At 65.2% G+C, this 26,189-nt stretch carries 20 protein-coding genes; 7 read left to right on the forward strand and 13 right to left on the reverse strand.

From position 1 onward, the window contains the following. The first annotated feature begins 28 nt into the window (after positions 1 to 28). The 4 genes from hpnD to F8197_RS05575 all read left to right on the forward strand — a co-directional run bounded on the left by hpnD (position 29) and on the right by F8197_RS05575 (position 3,882). On the forward strand, positions 29 to 862 hold the full coding sequence (gene hpnD, locus F8197_RS05560) for a presqualene diphosphate synthase HpnD (protein ID WP_152880589.1): 834 nt from the start codon (positions 29 to 31) through the stop codon (positions 860 to 862). Then, positions 849 to 2,309, forward strand: a complete 1,461-nt coding sequence (gene hpnE / locus F8197_RS05565) for a hydroxysqualene dehydroxylase HpnE (RefSeq protein WP_152880591.1) — start codon at positions 849 to 851, stop codon at positions 2,307 to 2,309. Before hpnD ends, hpnE begins: the two co-directional genes overlap by 14 nt. 147 nt (positions 2,310 to 2,456) lie before the next feature. Then, positions 2,457 to 3,065: a DUF1700 domain-containing protein gene (locus tag F8197_RS05570; RefSeq protein ID WP_227012081.1), complete on the forward strand. Its 609-nt coding sequence runs from the start codon at positions 2,457 to 2,459 to the stop codon at positions 3,063 to 3,065. A gap of 10 nt (positions 3,066 to 3,075) precedes the next feature. Next, a complete protein-coding gene (locus F8197_RS05575) occupies positions 3,076 to 3,882 on the forward strand; it encodes a head GIN domain-containing protein (protein WP_152880595.1) in 807 nt (268 codons plus the stop codon). Positions 3,883 to 3,969: 87 nt separating this feature from the next. Here the strand turns inward: F8197_RS05575 and F8197_RS05580 are convergent, their stop codons facing one another. Further along, entirely contained in the window at positions 3,970 to 5,229 is a 1,260-nt protein-coding gene (locus F8197_RS05580; RefSeq protein WP_152880597.1) for a TIGR03862 family flavoprotein, read from the reverse strand. Positions 5,230 to 5,262: 33 nt separating this feature from the next. Here F8197_RS05580 and F8197_RS05585 point away from each other — a divergent pair, with 33 nt between their 5' ends. Continuing rightward, a complete protein-coding gene (locus F8197_RS05585) occupies positions 5,263 to 5,502 on the forward strand; it encodes a hypothetical protein (protein ID WP_152880598.1) in 240 nt (79 codons plus the stop codon). Here F8197_RS05585 and moaD read toward each other — a convergent pair. Genes moaD through thrC form a run of 3 tightly spaced genes read right to left on the reverse strand, consistent with a single transcriptional unit; the run spans position 5,499 to position 8,463 of the window. Then, the gene (gene moaD / locus F8197_RS05590) at positions 5,499 to 5,753 is read right to left on the reverse strand and encodes a molybdopterin converting factor subunit 1 (RefSeq protein WP_152880600.1); all 255 of its coding nucleotides are present in this window, start codon (positions 5,751 to 5,753) and stop codon (positions 5,499 to 5,501) included. The two genes, F8197_RS05585 and moaD, sit on opposite strands and share 4 nt — an antisense overlap. Continuing rightward, positions 5,753 to 6,958, reverse strand: coding sequence for a gephyrin-like molybdotransferase Glp (gene glp, locus F8197_RS05595; RefSeq protein WP_152880930.1), 1,206 nt, complete (start codon positions 6,956 to 6,958; stop codon positions 5,753 to 5,755). The genes moaD and glp overlap by 1 nt, the downstream gene beginning before the upstream one ends. Before the next feature lie 26 nt (positions 6,959 to 6,984). Then, positions 6,985 to 8,463 (reverse strand): threonine synthase, encoded by a 1,479-nt coding sequence (gene thrC, locus F8197_RS05600; RefSeq protein WP_152880602.1) that lies wholly within the window; start codon positions 8,461 to 8,463, stop codon positions 6,985 to 6,987. Between the two features lie 236 nt (positions 8,464 to 8,699). Between thrC and F8197_RS05605 the strand changes: the two genes are divergently transcribed. Beyond that, entirely contained in the window at positions 8,700 to 11,459 is a 2,760-nt protein-coding gene (locus F8197_RS05605) for a bifunctional diguanylate cyclase/phosphodiesterase (RefSeq protein ID WP_152880604.1), read from the forward strand. Between the two features lie 6 nt (positions 11,460 to 11,465). Here the strand turns inward: F8197_RS05605 and F8197_RS05610 are convergent, their stop codons facing one another. From F8197_RS05610 to kbl, 3 genes are read right to left on the reverse strand one after another with little or no spacing between them, the layout of a single operon-like run. After that, positions 11,466 to 12,851 (reverse strand): L-serine ammonia-lyase, encoded by a 1,386-nt coding sequence (locus F8197_RS05610; protein ID WP_152880606.1) that lies wholly within the window; start codon positions 12,849 to 12,851, stop codon positions 11,466 to 11,468. A gap of 37 nt (positions 12,852 to 12,888) precedes the next feature. Beyond that, the gene (locus F8197_RS05615) at positions 12,889 to 13,887 is read right to left on the reverse strand and encodes an NAD-dependent epimerase/dehydratase family protein (protein WP_152880608.1); all 999 of its coding nucleotides are present in this window, start codon (positions 13,885 to 13,887) and stop codon (positions 12,889 to 12,891) included. A 22-nt stretch (positions 13,888 to 13,909) separates the two neighbouring features. Then, a complete protein-coding gene (gene kbl / locus F8197_RS05620) occupies positions 13,910 to 15,127 on the reverse strand; it encodes a glycine C-acetyltransferase (RefSeq protein WP_152880610.1) in 1,218 nt (405 codons plus the stop codon). A 214-nt stretch (positions 15,128 to 15,341) separates the two neighbouring features. Here kbl and F8197_RS05625 point away from each other — a divergent pair, with 214 nt between their 5' ends. Beyond that, positions 15,342 to 15,917 (forward strand): helix-turn-helix domain-containing protein, encoded by a 576-nt coding sequence (locus F8197_RS05625; RefSeq protein WP_056144995.1) that lies wholly within the window; start codon positions 15,342 to 15,344, stop codon positions 15,915 to 15,917. An 18-nt stretch (positions 15,918 to 15,935) separates the two neighbouring features. Here F8197_RS05625 and F8197_RS05630 read toward each other — a convergent pair whose 3' ends face one another. From F8197_RS05630 to F8197_RS05655, 6 genes are all read right to left on the reverse strand, one after another. Further along, the gene (locus F8197_RS05630) at positions 15,936 to 17,642 is read right to left on the reverse strand and encodes a response regulator (RefSeq protein WP_152880612.1); all 1,707 of its coding nucleotides are present in this window, start codon (positions 17,640 to 17,642) and stop codon (positions 15,936 to 15,938) included. Next, positions 17,623 to 19,155: an ATPase domain-containing protein gene (locus F8197_RS05635; protein WP_152880614.1), complete on the reverse strand. Its 1,533-nt coding sequence runs from the start codon at positions 19,153 to 19,155 to the stop codon at positions 17,623 to 17,625. The genes F8197_RS05630 and F8197_RS05635 overlap by 20 nt, the downstream gene beginning before the upstream one ends. A 72-nt stretch (positions 19,156 to 19,227) precedes the next feature. Then, a complete protein-coding gene (locus F8197_RS05640) occupies positions 19,228 to 21,375 on the reverse strand; it encodes a prolyl oligopeptidase family protein (protein WP_227012082.1) in 2,148 nt (715 codons plus the stop codon). 101 nt (positions 21,376 to 21,476) lie between these two features. Continuing rightward, positions 21,477 to 23,909: a bifunctional diguanylate cyclase/phosphodiesterase gene (locus F8197_RS05645; protein WP_152880616.1), complete on the reverse strand. Its 2,433-nt coding sequence runs from the start codon at positions 23,907 to 23,909 to the stop codon at positions 21,477 to 21,479. A gap of 10 nt (positions 23,910 to 23,919) precedes the next feature. Then, positions 23,920 to 24,561 (reverse strand): methylamine utilization protein, encoded by a 642-nt coding sequence (locus F8197_RS05650; RefSeq protein WP_152880618.1) that lies wholly within the window; start codon positions 24,559 to 24,561, stop codon positions 23,920 to 23,922. A 165-nt stretch (positions 24,562 to 24,726) separates the two neighbouring features. Continuing rightward, on the reverse strand, positions 24,727 to 26,145 hold the full coding sequence (locus tag F8197_RS05655) for a tetratricopeptide repeat protein (protein ID WP_152880619.1): 1,419 nt from the start codon (positions 26,143 to 26,145) through the stop codon (positions 24,727 to 24,729). Positions 26,146 to 26,189: the final 44 nt, after the last annotated feature.

Consider the following 26,189-nt stretch of genomic DNA (forward strand, 5'->3'; position numbering starts at 1 on the left):
TCGATAGGCCAACCTTGCTTTTTTATTCATGTCCCCCGACGACTACTGCCAGCAAAAGACCGCGCAAAGCGGCTCCAGTTTTTATTACAGCTTCCTGTTTCTCACGCCGGAGCGTCGTCGCGCCATCACTGCCCTGTACGCATTTTGCCGCGAGGTGGACGACACCGTCGATGATTGCACCGACGAGTCGGTCGCCCGCATCAAGCTGGAATGGTGGCGCAAGGAAATCGCCGGCATGTATGAAGGCCGCCAGTCGCACCCGGTGACGCAAGCGCTGCAACCGCATCTCGCGGTGTACAACCTCAAGCAGGAACACTTGCAGGCCATCATCGACGGCATGGAGATGGACCTGAACCAGACCCGCTACCTCGACTACGCCGCGCTCACGCGCTATTGCTGGCACGTGGCCAGCGTGGTGGGCATCCTGTCGGCCAGCATTTTCGGCGTCACCACGCCGCAAACCTTGCAGTTCGCGGAAAAACTGGGGCACGCATTCCAGCTCACCAACATCATCCGCGACGTGGGAGAAGACGCGCGCAAGGGCCGCATCTACCTGCCAGTGAACGAATTACAACAATTCGGCGTTACCGCCGCCGACCTGCTGAACGCCCGCCACTCGGACAAATTCGAGCAATTGATGGCGTTCCAGGTGGCGCGCGCCCAGCAAGCGTACGACGATGCGTTCGCGCTGCTGCCCAGGCAGGACCGCCGCGCGCAACGCCCGGGCCTGATGATGGCCGCCATCTACCGCACCCTGCTCGACGAAGTGCAGGCCGACGGCTACCACGTGCTGACCCAGCGCATTTCACTCACGCCGATCCGCAAGCTGTGGCTGGCGTGGAAAACCTATGTCCGTGGCTGACGGCGCCGTGGTCGATCAACCTGGCAACAATGCCGCTGACAACGCGGCTGAAAAACGCCTTGTGGCCAAGGGAGATACCGATATCAGCCGCAGCATTGCCGTCATCGGCGGCGGCTGGGCCGGCTGCACGGCGGCCGTGGAACTGGCGCGCGCCGGTTTCAAGGTCACGCTGTTCGAAGCGGCCCGCGTGCTCGGTGGACGCGCGCGCCGCATCGAAACCGACCGCAAGCTGCTCGACAACGGCCAGCACATCCTGCTGGGCGCCTACAGCGAAACCCTGCGCGTGATGCAACTTGTCGGCGTCGATCCGGCCCAGGCGCTGTTGAAATTGCCGTTACAGATGCGCTACCCGCGCGTGGCCGGCGGCCCGGGCGGCATGGACTTCGTTGCGCCAGCTATGCCGCTGCCGGCGCCGCTGCACCTGGCCGTAGCGCTGCTGCGTAGCAAGGGTTTGGACCGGGCCGACAAACTGAGCCTGCTGCGCTTTTCATCGACCGCGCGCTGGATGGGCTGGCAGTTGCACCAGGATTGCACGGTGACCGAGCTGCTGGAACGCTACGATCAAACCCCGCGCCTGACCCGCCTGCTGTGGCGCCCGCTCTGCCTGGCCGCGCTCAATACGCCGCCGGAACGCGCTTCCGCGCAAGTATTTCTGGCCGTGCTACGCGACAGCCTGGGCGCGCGCCGCGCCGCCTCCGACATGCTGGTGCCGCGCGTGGACCTCTCGGCGCTGCTGCCCGAGGCGGCCGCCAAGTATATCGAGGCGAACGGCGGCTCGGTGCGCACCGGCGCCAAGGTGCAAGCGCTGCGCTCGATCGAAGGCCGGCTGTGGCAGGCCGATATCAGCGGCGCCGCCGTGGGCGGCATGTGGAGCACCTATTTCAACGGCGTGGTGGTGGCGACCGGCCCCAACCAGGCAGCGGCACTGCTGCACGGCATCGCCGGCTGCGACACCAGTGCTGCCTGCGCCAGCCTGATCGCGCTGGAACCGGAAACCATCACCACCGTTTATTTGCAATTCGCACCCGATATCCGGCTCGACTTGCCTTTCTACGCCCTGCTTGACGATGCCGACAACCACGAGTGGGGCCAGTTCGTGTTCGACCGCGGCCAGCTGGACCCGGCCCAGGCCGGCCTGCTGGCCGTGGTGATCAGCGCCTCGGCCAGCGCCGCAGCGGAACAGCAGGACTTGCTGGCCGAAGCCGTGGCAGTGCAACTGGCAGTCGCCTTCCAGCGCCCGGAACTGGGCCGGCCGCAATGGTTCAAGGTGATCACGGAAAAACGTGCCACCCATGCCAGCACCCCGGGCCTGGTACGGCCTGCGAATGCCACCGGTTTGCCCGGCCTGGTGCTGGCCGGCGACTACACGGCCAGCGATTATCCGGCCACCATCGAATCGGCCGTGCGCAGCGGCGTGGCGGCTGCGCGCCTGCTCAAGGGTGCCTGACCGCCTTCGCCCCGGTCGAGCAGCATGCGGCCTGGCGCGCTGGCGGGTCGCCTGTACCGCAAATTACGCAGACTGTCACATGCAAGTGGCGCGGCGCGGCGGGCTTGCGTACAGTGCCAACATCGACAGCAACAACTATTGACCATCATGAAACCCGATTCCTCCCGCCAACCGTCACCGCCGCGCCACATCATCCGGACCGTCGGCTCGGTGATCGGTCTGGCCATCTTTAACCTGTTCATGGTGATTCCGGCAGCGGTGTATGCGTCGCTGCTGCTGGCGGTGTACCTGTCGGCGTTCAGTTTTTACATCGGCGGCGTGGCGGTGACGGCCAGCGGCCTGTCGGGACAAAACGAACTGGCACTGCAAGGCCCGATCCGCCAGGTGATGGCGCTGACCAATTCGCGCTTCGATACGCGCGCAGAGGAAGAAGAGGCCATGAGCTGGAAAGTGGCGATCACCGGGCGCGGCATCCAGGTATTCCGCGAATCCGACGCTGGCGGCGCCGGCAACGATGCCGCCATTGGCAGCCGCAACGCCCGTATCTGGGACCGCGCCGAAGCCATGGCCACCGGCGACATGAAGATTACCACCGATTTCGACGGCGGCGCCCGCACCACCCAGACCCTGATCGGCCTGGGACTGGTGCTGGGCGGTATCGGCCTGTGCCTGGTCTGCATCGTGCTCACCCGCTACACGGTGGTGGGCATGCGACGCTACGCCGCCATGAACGTCTCGTTGCTGCGCGGACATTGAGAGGCCCACCATGCGCTCCCTGATGAAAATCGGCTTCAGCCTGCTCTTGTTCTCCTTCGTGCTGATCGGTATCACCTACAGCATGCTGAAATCGTATGGCGCCGCCAACCCGGCCAGCAGCGCTGGCCGCTCGCTGTCGAGCGAAACCCGCAGCATCAACGCCATGGCCAAGGTGGTCGATATCACCGGCCCGATCGATCTGATACTGACCCAGGGCCCCACCGCCTCGCTCAAGGTGCGCGGCGAGCAGCGCTCGCTGGCCAATATCGGCACCGACCAGGATGGCCGTGACCTGCACATCGGCACCAAGGGCATGTTGCTCAACCCGCGCCACCGCTTGCAGGTGGAGCTGGTGCTGCCACAACTGGAGGAACTGCTTGTGCGCAGCAGCGGCAACGTCAAGGTCAGCGGTTTTAACGGCGAGCGCATGGACCTGCAATTGCAGGGTTCGGGCGACGTGGCCTTCAACGGCCGCTATCGCAAGCTCAGTGCGGCATTACATGGCAGCGGCAACCTCGCGCTCAACGCCGGCAGCGGCCAGCACGTGGAACTGGAATTGCTGGGCTCGGGCCGCATCACGGCTGCCGGCAGCTGCCAGGTGATGGAGATGCAGCTTGCCGGCTCCGGCACGCTCGACGCGCGCCACCTGGCGGCGGACCGGGTGGAAGTACTGCTCAAGGGGTCGGGCACCGGCCACGTGTTCGCCCGCAAAGCTGCCAATCTCGAGCTGCAGGGCAGCGGCAACCTGACCGTGTACGGCAACCCGGATCAGCGCGAGATCAGCCGCAAGGGGTCGGGTTCGGTGCACTGGGAGTAAACTCCGTTACCGCAGTACCCGACCGCGACAGGGTTACCGCTGCGGGACCTGGCTCATACAGGGTCAGCGGTTCAGAGTTTCAGCAGTTTAGTCGCCTGCTTGGCCGTGCAGGCTGTCCAGCCATGCCAGGGCGTCGCGGCCCGCCGCAATCCCGCTGGCAAAGCACGCGGTAAGCAGATAGCCGCCGGTCGGCGCCTCCCAATCGACCATCTCGCCCGCCACGAACACCGCTGGCGCAGCCTTGAGCATGGCGCCATCGAGCGCCTGCCACATCACGCCGCCGGCACTGCTGATCGCCTCGTCGATCGGGCGCGGGCGCACCAAACGGACCGGCAGGCGCTTGATCGCGTGCGCCAGCAAGTGCGGATCGCCATACGACTCCTTATCGAGGCATTCGCGCAGCAGCCCCGCCTTGACGCCCTTGAGACCGAGCCGGCTTTGCAGGTGGCTGGTCAGCGAACGGGCGCCGCGCGGGCGCGTTACTTCATCGAGTACCCGTTCTGGCGCCAGGTCGGGCAGCAGGTCGAGATACACCGTCGTGTGGCCGCTGGCGTCGATCTGGTCGCGCAGCGCGGCCGACAGCGCATAAATCAGGCTGCCCTCGACGCCACCACTGGTCACCACGAACTGGCCCTGGCGGCGGAACTCGCGCCCGTCCGCACCGACCGAGGTAATCGCCACCGTGGTGAGCGGCTCGCCGGCGTAGCGCTCGCTAAAATGCGCGCTCCAGTCCACGTCGAAGCCGCAATTGGCCGGCACCAAAGGCGCGACCGCCACGCCACGCGCCTGCAATAACGGAATCCAAGCGCCGTCCGAGCCGAGCCGCGCCCAACTGCCGCCGCCCAGGGCCAGCACCACGGCATCGGCCTGCACGGTCAACTCGCCATCGGGTGTTTCGAATACCAGCGCGCCGTCGTCGCTGCGCCAGCCGGTCCAGCGATGGCGCATGTGGAACCGCACACCGTGCTCGCGCAGCCGGTGCAGCCAGGCCCGCAGCAGAGGTGCAGCCTTCATATCGGTGGGGAACACCCGGTTGGAACTGCCGACAAAGGTCTGCACACCGAGGCCATGGATCCACGCGCGCACGTCCGCAGGACCGAAAGCGTCGAGCATGGGCCGCAGCGACGCCGCCTGCGCGCCATAGCGCGTGACGAAATCGGCATACGGCTCGGCGTGGGTAATGTTCATGCCGCCACGACCGGCCAGCAGGAACTTGCGGCCGACCGAGGCCATGGCATCGTACACATCGACCTGCACCCCGCCCTGCGCCAGGGTTTCGGCGGCCATCAGGCCCGCCGGGCCGCCGCCGATGACGGCGACGCGAAAAGATGGCACACTAGGCTGCATGGTGTTCAATAATCAAAATGAGAGGGAGACTGTATGGGCGCATTGTTCTGGCTGAAACGCTACCTGCTGGCAGCGTTGCCGCTGTTTGCGATCCTGACCGCCGTGGAATGGTTCAAGGGCTCCACCACGCGCGACGATTACCTGAGCGCCGCGCTGTGGGCCATGGCCGCCGCCGGCATTTTTACATATGGCCACTGGCGCCGCTACCGCCTGGCCATGCCATGCGCCAGTTGTGACGACGTCGGCGCAGGCACCAGGCCGGGCAAGCGCTAACCGCCCGTCACCGGCGGGAAAAACGCCACTTCCGCGCCGTCCGGCACCGGGGTGGCGGCGTCGCACATCACCTGGTTGCAAGCCATGCGCAATGCCGGACTGGCCAGCGCGCCGCGCCAGTTGTCGCCGCGCGCGGACAGGTGCTCGCGCAGCTCGCCCACCGTGGTGACTTCCTCTGGCAGCGCCAGTGTGTCGCTGGAAACGCCCACGGCTTCGCGCACGCTGGCAAAAAATTTTACGGTAACCGCCATCAGGACATCAACTCGCTGAACGGGATGAACCGGACCAGGTCGCCTTCGGCGATGGTGCGGTTGGGGGGATTGTCGATCACTCCATCGCCCCAGACGGTGGACGTGAGCACGCCCGAACTCTGGTTGCGGAACGGTTCAAGCCCGCCGCCGGCGTTGATGCGCGCGCGCAGGAACTCGTTGCGGCGATCGGCCTTGGGCAGATTGAAGTCCGCCCGCATGGTAAACGCGCGCGGCGCCACCGTGCCCTGCACGCCTTGCAGGCGCAGGATGAACGGCCGCACAAACATCAAAAACGTGATGAAGCTCGACACCGGGTTGCCGGGCAAGCCCACGAAGGCGGCCTGCCCCACTTCGCCAAACGCCAGCGGCTTGCCGGGCTTGATGGCGATTTGCCACATGGTGAGGCGCCCCTCCGCTTCCACGGCCGGCTTGACATGGTCTTCCTCGCCCACCGACACCCCGCCCGACGTGATGATCAGGTCGTGGCCATTGGCGCAGTCACGCAACACGGCGCGGGTGGCGTCCAGTGTATCGGGCACGATGCCGAAATCGGTGATCTCGCAACCGAGGTTTTCCAGCAGCGCGCGCAGCGTAAAACGGTTGGAGTTGTAGATGGCGCCGGGCGCCAGCGGTTCGCCGGGCATGGTCAGCTCATCGCCGGTAAAGAACACGGCCACGCGCAGCTTGCGCCGCACCGGCAGTGTCGCCAGGCCGACCGACGCGGCCAGGCCCAGCTCCTGGCTGCGCAGGCGCGCGCCGGCTGGCAGGATGGTGCTGCCGCTGGTGATGTCTTCGCCGGCACGGCGTATCCACTCGCCGGCCTTCGGCGTGTGGCGAACGATGACGGTGTCACCGTCGGCGCCGCCCACTTCGCACTGCTCCTGCATCACGACTGCATCGGCCCCTTGGGGAATCAGCGCGCCGGTGAAGATGCGCGCGGCGGTACCGGCCTGCAAAGGCTGGCCGACATGGCCGGCCGGGATACGCTGCGATACCTTGAGCACGGCGTGACCGCTGCTGCAGTCAGCCGCGCGCACGGCGTAGCCGTCCATCTGCGTGTTGTCTTGGCCCGGCACGTTCATGCCGGAGACCTGGGCTTCGGCCAGCACGCGGCCGTTGGCCGCGAGCGTGGGCACGGTCTCGATGTCGGCTACCGGACGGGCGGCGGCCAGCATCTGCACCAGCGCCTCCGCCATGGTCAGCATCGGCTTGGGGGCGTGCACGGCGCCGCTCACAGGCCGGTGTTGGCGGCGATGTAGGCTTTCATCGCCTCCACGTCGGCCTTCATGACCACGAATTTCTGCGGCAGGTCTTCGATGTTCTCGAAGCCTTCCGGACGTTCGGCGTCTTCGCCCAGCGCGTCGAGGATGGTCTCGTTGAACTTGGCGGCCAGCGCGGTTTCCAGCACGATCATCGGCACGCCCGGTTGCAGGTGTTCGCGCGCGACCTTGATGCCGTCGGCGGTGTGGGTGTCGATCACGATGCCATAGTCGTCGGCCACGTCGCGGATGGTGTCGAGGCGGTCGTCGTGGGTGGATTTGCCCGACTTGAAACCATACCTGGCCACCAGTTTGAACTCGTCGCCGTCGCTGCCCGCTTTGCCGGACAGATCGAAGCCGCCGTGGGTTTCCACCTTGTGGAACAGTGCGCGGGTGCGGTCGCCATCGCGGCCCACCAGTTCATAGACGAAGCGCTCGAAGTTGGACGCCTTGGAGATGTCCATCGACGGGCTGCTGGTGTGATACGTTTCGGACGACTTGCGCACGCGGTAAACGCCGGTGCGGAAGAATTCGTCGAGCACGTCGTTTTCGTTGGTGGCGGCCACCAGCTTGTCGATCGGCAGACCCATCATGCGGGCGATATGGCCGGCGCAGATGTTGCCGAAGTTACCCGACGGGACCGTGAACGACACTTTCTGGTCGTTCGACGTGGTCGCTTCGAGATAGCCACGGAAGTAGTACACCACCTGCGCCACCACGCGGGCCCAGTTGATCGAGTTGACGGTGCCGATCTTGTGGCGCGCCTTGAAGTCGAGGTCGTTGGAGACCGCCTTGACCATGTCCTGGGCGTCGTCGAACACGCCTTCGATGGCAATGTTATAGATGTTGGGGTCCTGCAGGCTGAACATCTGGGCGGTCTGGAACGCGCTCATTTTTTCGTGCGGCGACAGCATGAACACGCGGATGCCTTGCTTGCCGCGCATCGCGTATTCGGCCGCGCTGCCGGTATCGCCGGACGTGGCGCCAAAGATGTTCAGCTCCGCCTTCTGTTTGGCCAGCGCGTATTCGAACAGGTTGCCCAGCAATTGCATGGCCATGTCCTTGAACGCCAGCGTGGGGCCGTTCGACAGCGCTTGCAGCATCAACTTGGTGCCATTGCCCTCTTCCAGCACGCGCAGCGGCGTGATGCGCGACGCGTCATCATCGGGACGGGCGTTGCGGTACACCTCTTGCGTATACGTTTTGGCGGTGAGCGCGCGCAGGTCCGCTTCCGGAATATCGGTGGCGAATTTGCGCAGGATTTCAAACGCCAGTTCGGCGTACGACAGCTTGCGCCAGGCATCGAGTTCGGCGCCGGTCACCTGCGGGTACTCGGTCGGCAGGAACAGGCCGCCGTCGGTGGCCAGGCCGCCGAGCAGAATGTCCGAGAATTGTTGGGAGTTCGACGATGCGGCCGGCGAGGAGGCGGCGCGGGTAGAGACGTATTGCATAGATGAGAGAAGTCCGGTTGTACTGGCAACAAAATGGCGGAACGCTGCAAAATGAGCGGATATTATAGTGCGCCACGGCGATTGCGGTGAAGATCGTTGTTTTATGGCGTATTGACGGGCCGCCCACGCACGCTGCGGAGCAATTCAGCACCCGTGCGCTGGTCTCGCTGTCTTTGAGGCAATATACTGCATACGTCAGATTTTCCAGGGTTTCAAGGCGCCTGCCGCCATTCATTATGAAGTTGCCAGTCTCCCGTCAGCCCGCGCCGAGGCAGTTCGTCAGCATCCTGTGGGCCTGTTTCGGCGCCCTGTTCGTCGTCACCATCGCCTTCCTGCTCTATGTCTGGACTGAAAAGCGCATCGACCACGCCAACCAGCAGCGCTACGCCTCGCGCACGCTGATCGAAGAGCTGCGCCAGTCTTCCGACGACCTCACCCGCATGGCGCGCAGCTACGTGGCTACCGGCGATCCGCAATATCGTCGTCACTACCAGGAAATCCTCGACATCCGCGACGGCCGCGCGCCGCGCCCGCAGGGCTACGACAATGTGTATTGGGACCTGGTCGTCGAAAGCGGCCGGCGTCCGCGCCAGCCCGGCGCCGCCGTGCCCCTGATGGACCTGTTGCGCGAGGCCGGCTTTACGGCTGCAGAACTGCGCCTGCTCACGCGCGCCAAGGACGAATCGGACCGCCTGACCGCAATCGAGAACAAGGCGCTGGCCATGCGCGATTTCGGCGGCGACGATCCCGACGCGCTCGCTGCCGCCCGCGCCATGCTGTTCGATGTCAGCTACCACCGCGCCAAGGCCGCCATCATGCTGCCGATTGCCCAGGTGACCGAAAGCGTGGAGCACCGTACCCTGCGCGCGGTGGAAAACACGGCGCTGCAAGCCAATGGCGCGCGCCTGGGCTTCATCCTGTTTGCGCTGGTGCTGGTAGCGCTGCTGTGGCGCGCCAAGCGCCGGCTCGACGCCACCCTGGGGTGTTCGGTGGACCAGTTGCAGCAGGAGATCCGCCGACTGGGGCGTGGCGACATCACCGAACCTCCGCCCGTGCCGGACCACGCCCGCGACAGCGTGCTGGCATGGCTGGCCGAAACCCGCCACAACCTGGTGCGGGTGGACCAGGAACGCACCGACGCCCTGGCACGGGCCCAGCGCCTGGGCAAGCTGTACGCGGCGCTCAGCCAGTGCAACCAGGCCATCGTGCGCAGCCGCGACGAGCAGGAGCTGTTCGACAGCGTGTGCGACGCCGTGGTGTCTCACGGCGGCATGTCGCTGGCCTGGATCGGTCTGATCGATCCGGCATCGCTGCGGGTGACGCCGGTGGCCGGCGCCGGCGACCATATCGAGTACCTCAATGCACAGCTGATATCGGTCGATCCGGCACTGCCGGAAGGGCGCGGCCCGGTCGCCGCCGCGTATCGCGACGACGCGCCGTTCTGGTGCCAGGATTTCGCGCAGACGCCGCAGTCGCCGCAGTGGCGCAAGCATTTCGAGCGCTGCGGCTGGCGCGCAGCCATGTCGATTCCGCTGCATCGCGACGGCGCCATTACGGGGTTCTTCTCGGCCTACTCCACCGCGACCGGCGCATTCGACCCCGAGGTGCAGTCGCTGTTCATCGAGATGGCCAGCGACATCGACTATGCGTTGAAAAACTTCGACCGCGAACGCCAGCGCGAACAGACCGACCAGCGCATCCAGTACCTGGCCCACTTCGACACCCTCACCGGCCTGCCCAACCGCGCCCAATTGCAGGAGCACACGCTGCAATCGCTGGAACGCGCACGCATTCATCGCACGCCGCTGGCATTGATGATGCTGGACCTCGACCATTTCAAGGACATCAACGACTCGCTGGGCCACAGCGTGGGCGACGGCCTGCTGTGCGAGCTGGCCAAGCGCCTGGGCCATGCGATCCGCGAGGGCGACATGGTGGCGCGCCTGGGCGGCGACGAATTCATCTTCGTGCTGCAAGGCGCGGGCGCCCAGGAAGCCACCGATGCGGCGCGCCGGGTGATGGAACTGATCGCCCAGCCGTTCCGGGTGGGCATCCATGATCTGAAAGTGACGGCGTCGATCGGCATCGCGCTGTGCCCCGACGACGGCGACGACATGGAAAACCTGCTGCAGCGCGCCGACGCTGCCATGTACCAGGTCAAACGCGCTGGCCGCCACGACTACCGCCTGTTTACCGCCGCCATGCACCTGCGCGCGGCGCGCCACCTGCAGCTGGTCAACCTGCTGCGCTACGCGATCGAGCGCGACCAGCTGCGCGTGGTCTATCAACCGCAGGTATCGCTACCCGACCAGCGCATCGTCGGCGCCGAAGCGCTGCTGCGCTGGAGTACGCCGGAACTGGGCGACATCTCGCCGGTGGAATTCATCCCCGCCGCCGAAGACAGCGGCCTGATACTGCCGATCGGCGCCTGGGTGCTGCGCCAGGCCGTACGCCAGGCGCGCGCGTGGCTCGACGCGGGCTTACCGCCGCTGGTGATGGCGGTGAACCTGTCCGCCACCCAGTTCCGCAACACCGACCTGCCGGAACTGGTGTCGCAAATCCTGTTCGAGGAAGGTCTGCCGCCCGAGTACCTGGAGCTGGAACTGACCGAAGGCGTGGCCCTGCACGACCCGCAGGGCGCAATCACCATGATGAATCACCTGCACGAGCGCGGGATACGGATGTCGATCGACGACTTCGGCACCGGCTACTCGTCGCTGAGCCACCTGAAAAAATTCAAGGTCTATAAACTGAAGATAGACAAGTCGTTCGTGCGGGACATCAGCACCGATGCGGAGGACAAGGCCATCGTCAGCGCCATCATCAACATGGCGCGCAGTCTGGGATTGAAGACGATTGCAGAAGGCGTGGAGACGGCGGAGCAGCTGGCGTTTCTACAGCAGCAGCATTGCGACGAAATGCAGGGATACTACTTCAGCAAGCCCGTGGCGCCGCTGGAGTTCCAGGGCTTGCTCGAAGGTGGCAGACTGCTCTGAGAAAATTCAGCAGGCTGCGTGGTTGACGGTGATGACGTGGATCGCCAGGCCGCCCAGCGAGGTTTCCTTGTACTTGGCCTGCATGTCGGCGCCGGTCTGGCGCATGGTCTCGATCACCTCGTCGAGACTGACGAAGTGGGTGCCGTCGCCCTTGAGCGCCAGCGATGCGGCGGTAATCGCCTTGACCGCGCCCATGCCATTGCGCTCGATACACGGAATCTGCACCAGGCCGCCGATCGGATCGCACGTCATGCCCAGGTGGTGCTCGATGCCGATTTCGGCCGCATTCTCGATTTGCAGGTTGGTGCCGCCCAGCGCCGCCACCAGGCCGGCAGCGGCCATTGCGCACGCCACGCCCACCTCGCCCTGGCACCCGACTTCGGCGCCCGAGATCGACGCGTTACGCTTGCACAGCATGCCGATGGCTGCTGCCGTGAGCATGAAGTCGCGGATGCCGGTGACCGGATCGCTTGGTTTGCAGTCTTCCGCGTAGTAGCGCAGCACCGCCGGAATGATGCCGGCCGCGCCGTTGGTGGGCGCCGTCACCACGCGCCCGCCGGCGGCGTTTTCCTCGTTGACTGCCATCGCGTACAGGCTGACCTGGTGCAGCGCGTCATGCGGCAGGTGGTTCGCTGGCGCCACGTTCGATTGCGCCTGCTGCCATAACCGCGCCGCGCGGCGCTTGACCTGCAGGCCGCCCGGCAGGATGCCGGCCGTTTCCAGCCCGTGGTTGATACAGTCGCGCATGACGTGCCAGATGCGGTCGATGCCGGCATCGAGTTCGGCGTTGCCCAGCCGCGCGCACTCGTTGGCGCGCAACATCTGCGGAATCGTCAGGCCGCTGGCCTGGCCGTGCGCCAGCAGCTGGTCCATGGTGTCGAACGGGTATGGCAGCAAGGGGCGCGAGGTATCGGGCGCCGCCTGCTGCGCCTCCCCTTCCTCGCGAATAAAGCCGCCGCCCACCGAGTAATACACCTTGCTGGTGGTCGAACCGTCGGCGCGGGTCAGCGTGAAGCGCATGCCGTTCGGGTGCTCGGCCAGCGACTCGGCCATGTGGAAGACCAGGTTGACGCCGCGTTTGAACGGCACCACGTGCCCGCCCAGCAGCGCCAGTTGGCCGGCCGCTTCGGCGGCGGCCAGTTGCGCATCGACCTGGGTAGGTACCACGTCCTGCGGGGTTTCGCCCATCAGGCCCAGGATGACCGCCTTGTCGGTGGCATGACCGACGCCGGTCAGCGCCAGCGAGCCATACAGCTCGGCGGTGACGCTGGTGGCGTCATCGAGCGGCGCGCACTCCAGCAAAAAGCGGCGCGCCGCCACCATCGGTCCCACCGTGTGGGAACTCGATGGTCCTATGCCGATCTTGAACAGATCGAATACGCTCATGTCCATCAGTGTCTCTCGTTGTCGTTTTATATGATGGTTAAATTTATGCGGCCTGACCAAGCTGGACATTAACGTTGGCCAGCATGTCGGCCACCATGGCGTCGATGCCGATGCGCGCCTGCCAGCCCCAGTCAGCGGTGGCCACGGCGTCGTCGAGGCTTTGCGGCCACGAGTCGGCAATCGCCTGGCGGCTGTCCGGCTGGTAGCCGATCTTGAAGTCCGGTACCGCGCGGGTGATGGCGGCGGCCAGTTGTTCGGGGTTGAACGATACGCCGGCCACGTTGTAGGACGAGCGCACTTTTACCTGTTCGCTTGGCGCTTCCATCAGTTCGATGGTGGCGCGGATAGCGTCGGGCATGTAGATCATCGGCAGCGTGGTGTGCGGGCCGAGGAAGCATTCGTAACGTTCACCGCGCAGCGCCGAGTGGAAGATCGCGATGGCGTAATCGGTGGTGCCGCCGCCCGGAGGTGATTTGAAGCTGATGATGCCCGGATAGCGGATGCTGCGCACATCGACACCGTACTTGATGAAGTAATACTCGCACAGGCGTTCGCCGGCCAGTTTGCTGATGCCATAGATGGTGGTCGGGTCCATCACCGTGGTTTGCGGCGTGTTCACCGCCGGGGTGTTGGGGCCGAAGGCGGCTATCGACGACGGCCAGAACACTTTCAATGGCTTGCCGATGGCGCCGCGCTCGCGCGCCACTTCCAGGATGTTGAGCAGGCCGTCCATGTTCAGGGTCCAGGCCTTGAGCGGGGCTGCCTCGCCGGTGGCCGACAGCATGGCTGCCAGCTGGTACACCTGGGTGATGCCTTCGCTGGTGACCAGCGCCGACAGCGCTTCCTTGTCGAGCACATTGAGCGTCAGGTAGCGCGCTGCGTTGTACAGGTTGGTGGGGCTGATGTCGGCGGCGAAGACGTTGTCGGCGCCGTGGCTGGCGGCCAGGGCCTCCACCAGTTCGCTGCCGATCTGGCCGTTGGCGCCGATGACGAGAATACGTTCGACGTGAATACGTTCGGCGCTTGGGGTAGTGGTGTTCATGGGGTTCCTGACGAGTTGCATATTATTGTTTGGCGGCGTGGTTCAACAGGCCAAGTTCATTGCCGGCCTGCTCGAAGGCCTTGAGCACCGTATCGAGCTGCTCGCGGGTATGGGCGGCGGACAGCTGCACGCGCACGCGCGCCTGCCCCATCGGCACCACCGGATAGAAGAAGCCCGACAAGAGCACGCCCAGCTCGTACATGCGGGCCGCGAACTTTTGCGCCACCGGTGCGTCGAACAGCATCACCGGCACCACCGGGTGCGTGCCCGGCTTGATGGTGAAGCCGATGCGCTCGATCTCCTTGCGGAAATAGGCAGTGTTCAGGTGCAGGCGGTCGCGCAGTTCGGTCGATTGCGTCAGGCGCTCGAGCACCGCCAGCGAAGCGCCGGCGATCGACGGCGCCAGCGTGTTGGAGAACAGGTACGGGCGCGATTTCTGACGCAGCATGTCGATTACCTCTTTGCGCGCCGACGTAAAGCCGCCCATGGCGCCGCCCAGGGCCTTGCCCAGCGTGCCGGTGATGATGTCGATGCGGCCCATCACGTTGTGGTGTTCGTGCGTGCCACGGCCGGTAGCGCCCATGAAGCCGGAAGCGTGGCATTCGTCGATCATCACCAGCGCGCCGTACTGGTCGGCCAGGTCGCAGATCTTGTCCAGCTGGGCGATGGTGCCGTCCATCGAGAACACGCCGTCGGTGACGATGACTTTATGGCGCTTGCCGGCGGCCGCTTGCAGCTGCTTTTCCAGGTCGGCTATGTCGTTATGGGCGTAACGGAAGCGCGCAGCCTTGCACAGGCGGATGCCGTCGATGATCGAGGCGTGATTGAGCGCGTCGGAAATGATGGCGTCGTTCTCGTCGAACAGCGGCTCGAACACGCCGCCGTTGGCGTCGAAGGCTGCTGCGTACAGGATGGTGTCTTCAGTACCGAGAAACTTGGAAATCGCCTGTTCCAGCTGCTTGTGCACGGTCTGGGTGCCGCAGATGAAGCGCACCGACGACAGACCGTAGCCGTATTTTTCGGTAGCGTCGATCGAGGCCTGGGCCACCCACTCTTCGCCGGACAAACCGAGGTAGTTATTGGCGCACATATTGATCAGGGTGCGGCCGTCCTGGCCCACCACTTCGGCGCCCTGGCGCGACGCCAGCACCCGCTCCGGCTTGAACAGGCCATCGCTGCGCAACTGGTCGAGGGTGTGCTGCAGGCCGGTGAAGAAGGTGTTTTTGGCGTCGATGCTCATGGTGGTCCCTTGTCTGGATGGTTCTGCGGTAGCGGGTATGGTACGATTGCGACACGTTTTCACTGCCTTGGCAGAAATTCGCTATGTCGAACTAAAATTCAATATAGTGGATATTACAGAGAACCAGTGCACTGCGCAAGCCGGAACCATGCGGAAATACCCGCCGGTTGCCGACAGACTCACCAGCAATTTAGTCCATCCGCCGAATAAAACAATGCAAACACCCGTTTCGACGAACGCCCCGCCCGAAGTCGGCGCCGCCCTGCAACGCCTGCGCCTGGCGCGCGGCCTCACGCTCGAGGATCTCTCGCGCATTGCCGGCGTTTCGAAATCGATGCTCTCGCAGATCGAGCGCGAAAAAGCCAATCCGACGATTGCGATCACCTGGCGCCTGGCCAACGCGCTGGGCGTGCCGATCGGCGACCTGCTGGCTTCAACCGAAAAGGAAACTGCCACCATCCGCGTGCTGGAAGCCCACGAAACCCCCACCCTGCCCGGCAACCACGCCGGCTACGTGCTGCGCATCCTCGGCCCGATGGAACTGGCCGGCAAATACGAATGGTACGAACTGACCCTGGCCCCGGGCGGCGAACTGGCCTCGCAAGGCCACGACCCCGGCGCCCAGGAACACCTGACCCTGCTGCATGGCTCGGTGGAAGTGGAAGTTGGCGCAGACAAGAAAAAAGTCAAACTCGGCGCCACGGCACGCTACCCGGCCGATATGCAGCACGTGATCCGCAACGTGGGCAAGACCGAGGCGAAGGCATTGATGGTGGTGATCCACCGCTGAACACCAGTAAAGTTTACGCTACCGCCGCAACGCCTGATCGACGGTTGCCGCCAGCTGCCCCAGGTGGAACGGTTTGCGCAGCACGGTGTTGTCACCGATGACCGCGTCGATCGCTTCCATGTCGGCGTAGCCGGTGGCGATGATCATCGGCAGGCCGGGGAATTCGATGTTGGCGGCAGCGACCAGCTGGGCGCCGGTCATGCCGGGCATCAGGTAGTCGGTGATCATCAGGTGCGGCTTGGCGCGGCGCAGTTCGCGCAGGCCCGCTTCGCCGTCGTCGGCCTGGCTCACCTGGTAGCCCAGCGTCTCGAGCAGTTCCACCATCGACTGCCGCACCGATTTGTCGTCTTCCACCACCAGGATGCGCACGCCGGCGCCGGCCGGCTTGGGGGCGATCGCCAGCGGCACGCCTGCCTCTGCCTCGGCCTGCTGCGCCAGTTGCAGCCAGATCTCGATGGTGGTGCCACCACCGTCGGCGCCCACGATGCGCGCCGTGCCGCCCGACTGCTGGGCCATGCCGTACACCTGGCTCAATCCGAGGCCGGTGCCCTTGCCCACGCTCTTGGTGGTGAAGAACGGCTCGAACACCTTGCCGATGATGGCCGGGTCGATGCCGGGACCATTGTCGGTGACAGCGATGCGGCAGTAACGGCCCGGCGGCAACAAGCCTTCCGGCGCACTGGTAACGCTGGCGCTTACCGCCAGCCTGCCGCCGCCTGGCATGGCGTCGCGCGCGTTGATGGCAAGGTTGAGCAGCGCCATTTCCATCTGGTTGGTGTCGGCCATGACCAGGCCCACATCGTCGGCCACCTCGAACACCAGCTTCACGCCGCTTCCCAGGGACGTGGCCATCAGTTCGCGCACGCCGTCGAACATGGCGCGCACCGGCGTGGCACGAAGATTCAGGCGCTGGTTGCGCGAAAATGCCAGCAACTGGCTGGTCAGCTTGCCGCCACGCTCGCAGGCGCGGCGCGCCACCTCGGCCTTGTTGCGCGCATGGGGATCTTGCGACAGCAGCAGGATCAGGTCCATGCTGCCCTGGATGACGTTGAGCAGGTTGTTGAAATCGTGGGCGATGCCGCCCGTGAGACGACCGACCGCTTCCATTTTCTGCAACTGCACCATGGCCAGTTGCACCCGTTCGCGTTCGATCACTTCGTTCATCAGGCGGTCGTTGGCCTGCGCCAGTGCCCGCGTGCGTTCTTCGATGCGCGATTCGAGCGTCTCGTTCAGTTGCAGCAGTTCGGCGCGGCTGTCGCGCAGGCTGTCGGAGGCCAGCGTGCGTTCGGCCAAAATGCGGCGCGACTCGTACTGGCGCCGCCGCGCGCGCAGCGCGGACGCGGCGGCGCTGCGCAAGGTCTCGGCGTTGAGCGGGCGTTCGAGCAGGATGATGTTGCCCAGCTGGTCGAACGTGCTGCGCGCGGCCTGGGTATGGCCGCCGCCCCTGGCCACCAGCACCACGAACGGAAAATCGGACCACGGCTCCTGGGTGCCCAGCCATGCCAGCAGCTGTTTGACGCTGGAGTCGCGCAGCGCCTCCTCGGCGATCACGCAGGCGCCGGCGCCCTGCTGCAGGCCGGTCACCAGCGCCTCCACGTTGGCCACCGCGCCGCCGGCAAACCCGTCGCGCAGCAACACCTGGTGGATCACCTCGGCGTCGCGCCCGTGGGGCGCGAGGATCAGGATCCGCTCCTCGATGGCGGGATCAGGCGCGGACATCGGCATCGGTCGCCATCATCGGTGTGGCGCCGCGATAGGTGGGCAGGCCGGTCAGCACGCCCTCGAAACCTTCGAGCGCCGGACCGATGGCCAGGCCACCGCTGCCCAGCACCAGCTCGTGAATGGTCAGCGCATGGTCTGCGGTGCGGCTCTTGATCACCGTGAGCGCGCGGCGCAGCCTGCCGTTCGATTCGAAGAAGCGCACCAGCACCGTGGTGTCGCTCATGTAACTGAGATCGACGTCGGTACGCACCTCGCCGATCACGCCGTGCTGGCCCAGCACGAGCACCGTAGTCACGCCCTGCTGGTTCAGGTACGACAGCAGTTCATGCATCTGCAAGGTGAGGAAATGCTCGCCGGGCATCGCCTGCAAATAGGCGTTCAGGCTGTCGATGACGATGAACTTGACGTTTGCGCCCTCGACGGCGTCGCGCAGCATCTGGGCGAATTCGCCCGGCGCCAGTTCGGCCGGATCGATATGATGCATCTTGAGCTGGCCGCTCTCGGCGTAGCTGCGCAGTTCCATTCCGAGCGCGGCTGCGCGGGCAAAAAAGGTGCCCAGTCCCTCGTCGAACAGGTAGAACGACGCCCTCTCGCCACGCTCGAGCGCCGACAGCAGGCAGCGCACCGACATGGTGGTCTTGCCGATGCCGGACGGCCCGACGATCAGGGTGTTGGTGCCGGAGGCCAGGCCGCCGCCCAGCAGCGCATCGAAACCGTCGGAACCGGTGGAGCTGACATGGGCGCTGTACGGGCGATGGTGCTCCGCCGCCACCAGGCGCGGGAAGATTTTCAGGCCACCCGTCTCCAGGATGTAGTCGTGGTAGCCGCCACGGAACTTGGTGCCGCGCATCTTGATCACGTTGACGCGGCGGCGCTCCTTGCCAAATTCCTGGGCGATCTGCTCGAGGCTGATCACGCCATGGGCGATGCTGTGCAGCTGCTGGTCGGGCGTATTCGATTTATCGTCGAGCAGCAGCACGGTGCAGTCGCGCTGCGAGAAAAACTGCTTGAGCGCGAGGATCTGGCGCCGGTAGCGCAAGGGATTTTGCGCCAGCAAGCGCATCTCGGACAGGCTGTCGAATACCACGCGCAAGGGCTTGAGCGCATTGACGCGCTCCATCACGCTGCGCGTGGTCTCGCCCAGTTCCACTTCGGAAGGATGAAACACCGATTGCTGGGCATCGATATCGAGCGAGGTATCGTTGGCCAGCTCGAACACGTCGATGCCGGCCATGTCCCAGCCGTGGCTTTCCGCCACGGCGTCAAGTTCATCGGCGGTCTCCGACAGCGTGATGTACAAGCCGGTCTCGCCGCGCTCCACGCCCTCGAGCAGAAACTGCAGGCCCAGCGTGGTCTTGCCGGTACCCGGCGAGCCTTCCACCAGGTACACGCGCTGCGCCGTCAAGCCGCCGCACAGGATGTCGTCCAGACCATGGATGCCGGTCGAAATACGCGTGGTGGGCTGACGCTTGCTGCGCGTGGCGATGGCAATGTTACTGGTTGGAGGCGTGGTCATAAAATCGGCAGTGGTGGAAGCTATGACCAATAGTAATTCCACCACGCCATTTTTTATGTTCGCTATCGAACCTTACTTGCCATCCATATGCAGGGCGCGGGTGAGGAAGCCCCAGCGGTCGGCCACTTCTTCGATCTGCTTGGTCGTTGGCTTGCCGGCGCCATGGCCTGCCTTGCTGTCGATACGGATCAGGATCGGGGCAGCGCCCGGCTGCCCCGCCTGCGCAGCCTGCGCGGCGGCAGCGAACTTGAAGCTGTGCGCCGGTACCACGCGGTCGTCATGGTCGGCCGTGGTGATCATGGTGGCCGGGTAGCATGCGCCTTTTTTCAGGTTGTGCAGCGGCGAGTACTTCACCAGCGCCTTGAACTCGTCGGCGTTGTCGGACGAGCCGTAGTCGGACGTCCAGGCCCAGCCGATCGTGAATTTATGGAAGCGCAGCATGTCCAGCACGCCCACTTGCGGAATCGCCGCCGCAAACAGATCCGGGCGCTGGGTCATCGCTGCGCCCACCAACAGGCCGCCGTTGCTGCCGCCGCCGATCGCCAGTTTCGACGGCGACGTTACCTTGTGCGACACCAGCCATTCGGCCGCCCCAATGAAGTCGTCGAACACGTTCTGCTTTTTCAGCTTGGTGCCTGCTTCGTGCCACGATTCGCCGTACTCGCCGCCACCGCGCAGGTTGGCCATCACGTACACGCCGCCCATTTCCAGCCAGGCCAGGTTGGCCACCGAGAAGGTGGGCGTGAGCGAGACGTTGAAGCCGCCGTAACCGTACAGATAGGTCGGGTTGCTGCCGTCGTACTTGATCCCCTTCTTCGAGACGATGAACATCGGCACGCGGGTGCCATCGCGGCTGGTGAAGAATTCCTGGCGCGTTTCATAGCCGGCCGGGTCGAAGTCCACCTTGGGCTGGCGATAGACGCTGCTCTTGTTCGACTTGAGGTCGTGGCGATAGATGGTCGCCGGCGTGGTGAAGCTGGTGTAAGAATAGAAGGTTTCTGTGTCGGTGCGCTTGCCCGAGAAGCCCGAGGCGGTACCGAGGCCCGGCAGCTTGACGTCGTGCAGCGGCTTGCCGCGCAGGTCGAACACCTTGACCAGGCTGTGGGCGTCGCTCAGGTAGTCCACCAGCAGCTGGTTGTTGACCAGCGATGCGGAGACCAGCGTGCTGCCGCTTTCGGGCACGATCTGCTTCCAGCTCAATACCGCCGGCTTTTTCACGTCGATGGCAACGATGCGGCCGCGCGGCGCGTTGCGCTCGGTGTGGAAGTAGAACACCTGGCCGTCGTTGCCCACGAAATTGTAGGCGGCGTCGAAGTCTTCCAGCAGGCCCACCACCTTGCCGTCCTTCTGTTTCAGATCCTTGTAAAACACGCGGTTCTTGTTCTCGGTACCCTGCGAGGCGGTGATCACCAGGAAGCGGCCATCCTCGGTGACCTGGGCGGAGAAGCCCCAGTCCTTGTTGTCCGGGCGATCGTACACCAGCGTGTCCGCGCTTTGCGGCGTGCCGATCTTGTGGAAGTACAGCTTCTGGAAGTAGTTGACGGCGGCCAGCTTGCCCGCCTCGGTCGGCTCGTCGTAGCGGCTGTAGAAGAAGCCGGAACCGTCATGCAGCCAGGCGGTGTTCGAGAACTTGACCCACTTGATATGGTCGGCCACGTCCTTGCCGGACTCGATATCGCGCACGCGGATCTCGTTCCAGTCCGAGCCCGAAGCGGCGGTGCTGTACGCGAGGTATTTGCCGTTGGGGCTGACCGCCAGGCCCGCCAGCGCCACGGTACCGTCGGCGGCCAGGGTGTTCGGGTCGAGCAGTAATCTCGGCATGTCGGCCAGCGACTTCATGGTGTAGAGCACCGCCTGGTTTTGCAGGCCGTCGTTACGGCTGTAGAAATAGCGCCCGCCTTCCTTGAACGGCACGCTGAAACGCTCGTAGTTCCACAACTTGGTCAGGCGCGCCTTGATGGCGTCGCGGCCGGGGATCTGTGCCAGGTAACCTTGCGTGAGCTTGTTCTGTTCCTGCACCCAGGCGGCGGTATCGGCGCTGTTGGCGTCTTCCAGCCAGCGGTACGGGTCGGCCACGGTGGCGCCGTGGTAATTGTCCTGCTGCTCCACGGTGCGGGTGACCGGGTAGTCGATGGCCGGCCAGTTGCCGTTGCAGGTTTGCGCCATGGCGGCGCCTTGCGTCAAGATCAGGGAAGCTAAGAGGGTCAGTCGTCGTGGCATTGCGATCCTTGGTTTTTGAACAGAACGGATGTGTTCGGCAACCAGATCATAGCCTGAAGTGTGACAAATTTGACACGCCAGGCATGCCTGTAGAGAAACTTTTATTCGGTAACGTAGCCGGGCACGGCCGCAGGTACCGCCGCAGGCACCGCAATCGGCGCCTGCCATTTTTCCAGCCACGCCACCAGCTGGTCGCCCGGAATCGGCCGGCTCATGAAATAGCCCTGGCCCTGGTCGCAGCCCAGTTCCGCCAGCAGGCGCCACACGGCTTCGCTCTCGATGCCCTCGGCCACCACGCGCAAGCCCATGTTGTGACCGAGGTCGATGGTCGAACGCACGATCTTGGTATCGCCCTCGTCGTTCTCCATGTTCAGCACGAACGACTTGTCGATTTTCAGCTCGTTGACCGGCAAGCGTTTCAGATACGCCAGCGACGAATAACCGGTACCGAAATCGTCGATCGACAGATCGACGCCCATGTTCGACAGCCGTTCGAGCGTGGTTTGCGCGCGCACCGGGTCGTCCATGATGGCGCTCTCGGTGATCTCCAGGCAGAACGATGCGGGCGACAGGCGATGGCGCGCCAGCAGGTCGGCGAACTTGACTGGCAAGTCCTGGTCCAGCAAATCGCGGGTGGACAAATTCACCGACACCTTCAGGTGATGGCCCTGCGCCGCCAGTTGCTGGCACAGCTCCGCCGATTTTTCCATCACCCACCGCGTCAGCAGGCGGATAAAGCCGGTCTGCTCGGCAAACGGTATGAACTCGTCGGGGAACACGTTGCCGCGCTCGGGGTGCACCCAGCGCACCAGCGACTCCATGCCCACCACCTGCCCCGTGTCGAGCATGATCTTGGGCTGCACGAACAGCCGGAACTCGTTGCGCTCGATGGCGTTGCGCAGTTCCGTCAGCAGCGACAGGCTCTTGTCGCTGGACTTGTCCATTGCCGTGTCGTACACCACGGCGCCGTCGTTGCGGCTCTTGGCCGTGTACATCGCCACTTCGGCCATGCTCAGCAGCGCCTCGCCGTCGTTGCCATGCTCGGGGTAGCCGGCAATGCCGACGCCCGCGCCGATATCGACGGTCTGGTCGTCGAGCGACAGCGGCGCTTCCAGCGTTTGCAGGATCTCGCCGGCCATGCGCTGCGCCGCGTCGAGGTCCGACGCCGGCAGCAGCACCGCGAATTCGTCGCCGCCCAGGCGCGCCACCTGCGCCGACGATTGCAGGCGGTTGACCAGCAGCAGTTGCAGCCGGCTGGCAACCTGGCGCAGCAGCGCGTCGCCAAAGCTGTGGCCCATCACGTCATTCACGTGCTTGAAGCGGTCGAGGTCCATCATCAGCACGAACACGGCCTCCTCGCGGCGGCGTGCATCTGCCAGCGCGTCGTTGAGCAGCAGCAGGAACTGGGCGCGGTTGGGCAGGTTGGTCAGCGTGTCCCAGTACGCCAGGCGGCGGATTTCCTGTTCGCGCTTGGCGATCGATTCGCGCATCGAGTCGAACGCGCCAGCCAGCGCGCCGATTTCGTCGGCGCGGCTGGTGTCGATGTCGCCCTTGTAGTCGCCCTGCTCCAGGCGGCGGGCGGTGGCGGCCAGCTCGCTGATCGGCTGTGCGATGCGCTTGGCGGTAATCACGATGGCAATCGTGGAAATGGCGATGCCGCCCAGCGTGAGCAGAATCAGCCAGTGCTCCAGGCGGCGATATTCGGCAGTGGCTTCGTCGATCGAGCGGGCCAGGATCACGCCGGCGAACTGGCCGTTGTCCTCGCCGATGCGCAGCAGGCGCGCGCTGTAGCGGTTCTCTTCCACGTTCAGGTCGAACGACGTGCCGCCCGCCGTCACCTTGCCCGGCAGCGCCTGCAATTGCGCGGTCACGGCCTGCGCCGACGATGCCAGGAAGGTGGAACCGGCCGGCAGCCACTGGCCCGCCTGGTCGCGGGTGGCGATGGTGGCGTGCAGCGACGTCACTTCGCGCATCTCGTTGGCCAGCTGGCGGTCGATCGGGAACGTCATGACGATCCAGCCGATGGTGATCGGCGCCTTCACCGGCATCACCACCACCTGGTACGGGCGGTGTTCGACGATGGCGATGCCGTTGGCGCCATCCGCCGCGTCGGCCGCATCGAGCATGCCATCGACGATTTTTGCCAGCGCTCCGGCTTGAGCGGCATTGGTGGAGACGCTGAGCTGGCGCTCGCTGTTGACCAGCATCGTCATCGACGCCTTGATGCGGCGCCCGCTGTTGGCCAGCGCCGACTCGATGGTGGCGCGGTCGCCCTCCTCGTTGTTGCCGATGGCGGCCAGGAAGGCCGTGTCGCGCGCGAGCAGCCGCGCGCCGAAACGCAGGTTCTGCGCATTCTGCTCGAGCAGGCGGCCGAATACCTTGGTACCGTTGTTCAATTCACCGGCGATGGCCTGGCGGGCGTTGTTGTCGATGCCGCGCTGGATGACCAGCAGGCCGATGACCTGGACCGCCACGATCAGCACCAGGAACAGGGTGACGATGCGGCTCTCCAGGCTGCGAAATGCTAGGCGCATGCGGTGCCCTTTACATCGACGCCGCGCCGTCGGCGGGCGCCGGCGGCTTCATCGGCAGCTTGAAGATGGCGGTGGCCAGGACGTCGCCGGCCTTGACCTGCACCACCTGCTCGGGCGTGGCGCCGCCCACGGTGTTGTAATGCCAGGCGCGCACCGTGTATTTGCCGCCGGCCGGCAGCTCGATGCGCACCGCGCCGGCGCCGTCGGTCTTGGCGAAATACGGCGTGTCGACGATTTTTACGTAGGCCAGCATCTTGTCGTGGATATTGCAGCCCAGGACCACGGTGCCGGCCTTGTCGAACACTTGCGGCGTGGCGGCTTGGCCCGAGTACAGCTTCTGGTCGAACTTGTGCGCGGGCGAGAACGAATAGATGTGGTGGCGCACCTTGTCGTTATTGGGGAAGTTGATCCTGGCGCCGGTCTGGATCACGGTCACAAGAGGCAGGAATTTCAGTCCCTTCTGTTCGATCTCGGCGCCCGCCGGTGCTTTGCCGGCGCCAAAGCCGCCTTCAGGCTCCAGGTACACGACAGTGTCGGGCAGCGGCTTGCCGGTGGCATCCTGCACTTGCACCGCCACGCCGGTGGCGCTGGCGGCGGCACAACAACCCGTCAGGACGCTGGCGATGACAGCGCGGCTCGTAAAACGTCGCATGGCTTACCCGGAGTGTGAAAACGTGATCGCCCATTGTAGCGCCTGGGAGATGCATCATGGCAATAGTTACGCCGATGGGGACGAAAATGCGCGATCGAAGGTGAAATGTGTCGCAAAATGGTTCGCACTGTCACAGACGCTAGCAGGCAGATAGTGGCGTCGCTCTTACCGGCCACGCATTCGTACCTGCGCCGGTTGGCGCAGCCGCCAGCGCCGCAGCAGCTCCTGCGCCCGCGCCATGGCCGCCGCGCTCATGGCCGGCGCCATCCTGGTGCAGTTGGTGATTGCCGCCGCCTCGCCCTTTTCCGCCGCCAGGCACATCCACATGAAGGCGCGCGCCGGATCGCGCGTCACGCCGCGGCCGCTGCCATACATGGCGCCCAGGTTGATCTGCGCCAGCGCGTGGCCCTGGCGCGCGGCGCGCGCGTACCAGTTGGCGGCCACGCGCTGGTCCGCCGGCACACCCTGGCCGCTGGCGTACATCACGCCCAGGTTGTTCTGGGCGCTGGCATCGCCCTGGCTGGCTGCACGCCGGTACCACAGCACGGCTCGGACCTCGTCGCGAGGCGTGCCCTGGCCGTTGGCGTACATCACTGCCGCGTTGAACTGGGCGCTGGCTGCCCCCTGCTCCGCCGCGCGCAGGTACCAGGCCAGCGCGCGCGCGTCGTCGCGGGCAGCGCCGCGCCCGCGTGCATACATGCCAGCCAGGTTGTACTGGGCCAGCACGTGGCCCGACTGCGCGGCGCGGTAGTACCAGGAAAATGCCTGTTCGTCATCGCGCATGATGCAGTCATCTTTGCCGCCCCCCTTGCCGGCGCGACCGCTGGCGAGCAGGATGCCGAGGTTGAACTGGGCGTCGGCATCTTCCTGCTCGGCCGCGCGCAGCAGCCAGGCAAACGCGCGCGGCGGATCGGCCGCCACGCCCTGGCCTTCGGCATAGGCCACGCCGACCAGGCGCTGCGCGACCGGGTCGTTTTGCGCAGCAGCTTGCCGCAGCCACGCCAGCGCCTGGCGGTCGCAGCTTGCCACGCCCTGCCCCTTCTTGTACATCAGGCCGAGATTGAGCTGGGCGCCGGCATGGTTTTGCAGCGCCGCCTTGCGCAACCAGGCCAGCGCCAGCGCGTCGTTGCGGCGCACGCCAATGCCCCTGGAATAGGCCAGGCCCAGCAGGGTCTGGGCGCTGGCCACGCCCTGCTCGGACGCCAGGTAGCACCACGAGAGCGCGGCTTCGTCGTTGCGCGGCACGCCGCGTCCCTTTTTGTACATCAGGGCCAGGTTTTGCTGGGCCGAGGCGTCGCCCTGGCCGGCGGCGCGGCGGAACCAGCGCACGGCCGCGCGGTCGCTGGGCGGCACGCCGCGCCCGTTGTAGTACAGCACACCAAGATGGTTCTGGGCGAATGCCAGCCCTTGCAGCGCCGCCTTGAGGAACCACTGTGCGGCCTGGCGGTCGTCGCGGGCCACGCCGCGCCCGTGCTTGTAGAGCAGGCCGAGGTTGAACTGGGCGTAGGGATCGCCACGCTCGGCGGCAGACCGGTACCACAGGTAACTGTCGTAGCCATCCCTGGCCGAGCGTTGGTTATTCATGGCACACCTCTAGTCATCTTTGCAACAAAGTTGACTAAAGTGTA

This window comes from Duganella sp. FT27W (assembly GCF_009295655.1).
In the GTDB taxonomy this organism is placed as follows: domain Bacteria; phylum Pseudomonadota; class Gammaproteobacteria; order Burkholderiales; family Burkholderiaceae_D; genus Rugamonas; species Rugamonas zoogloeoides.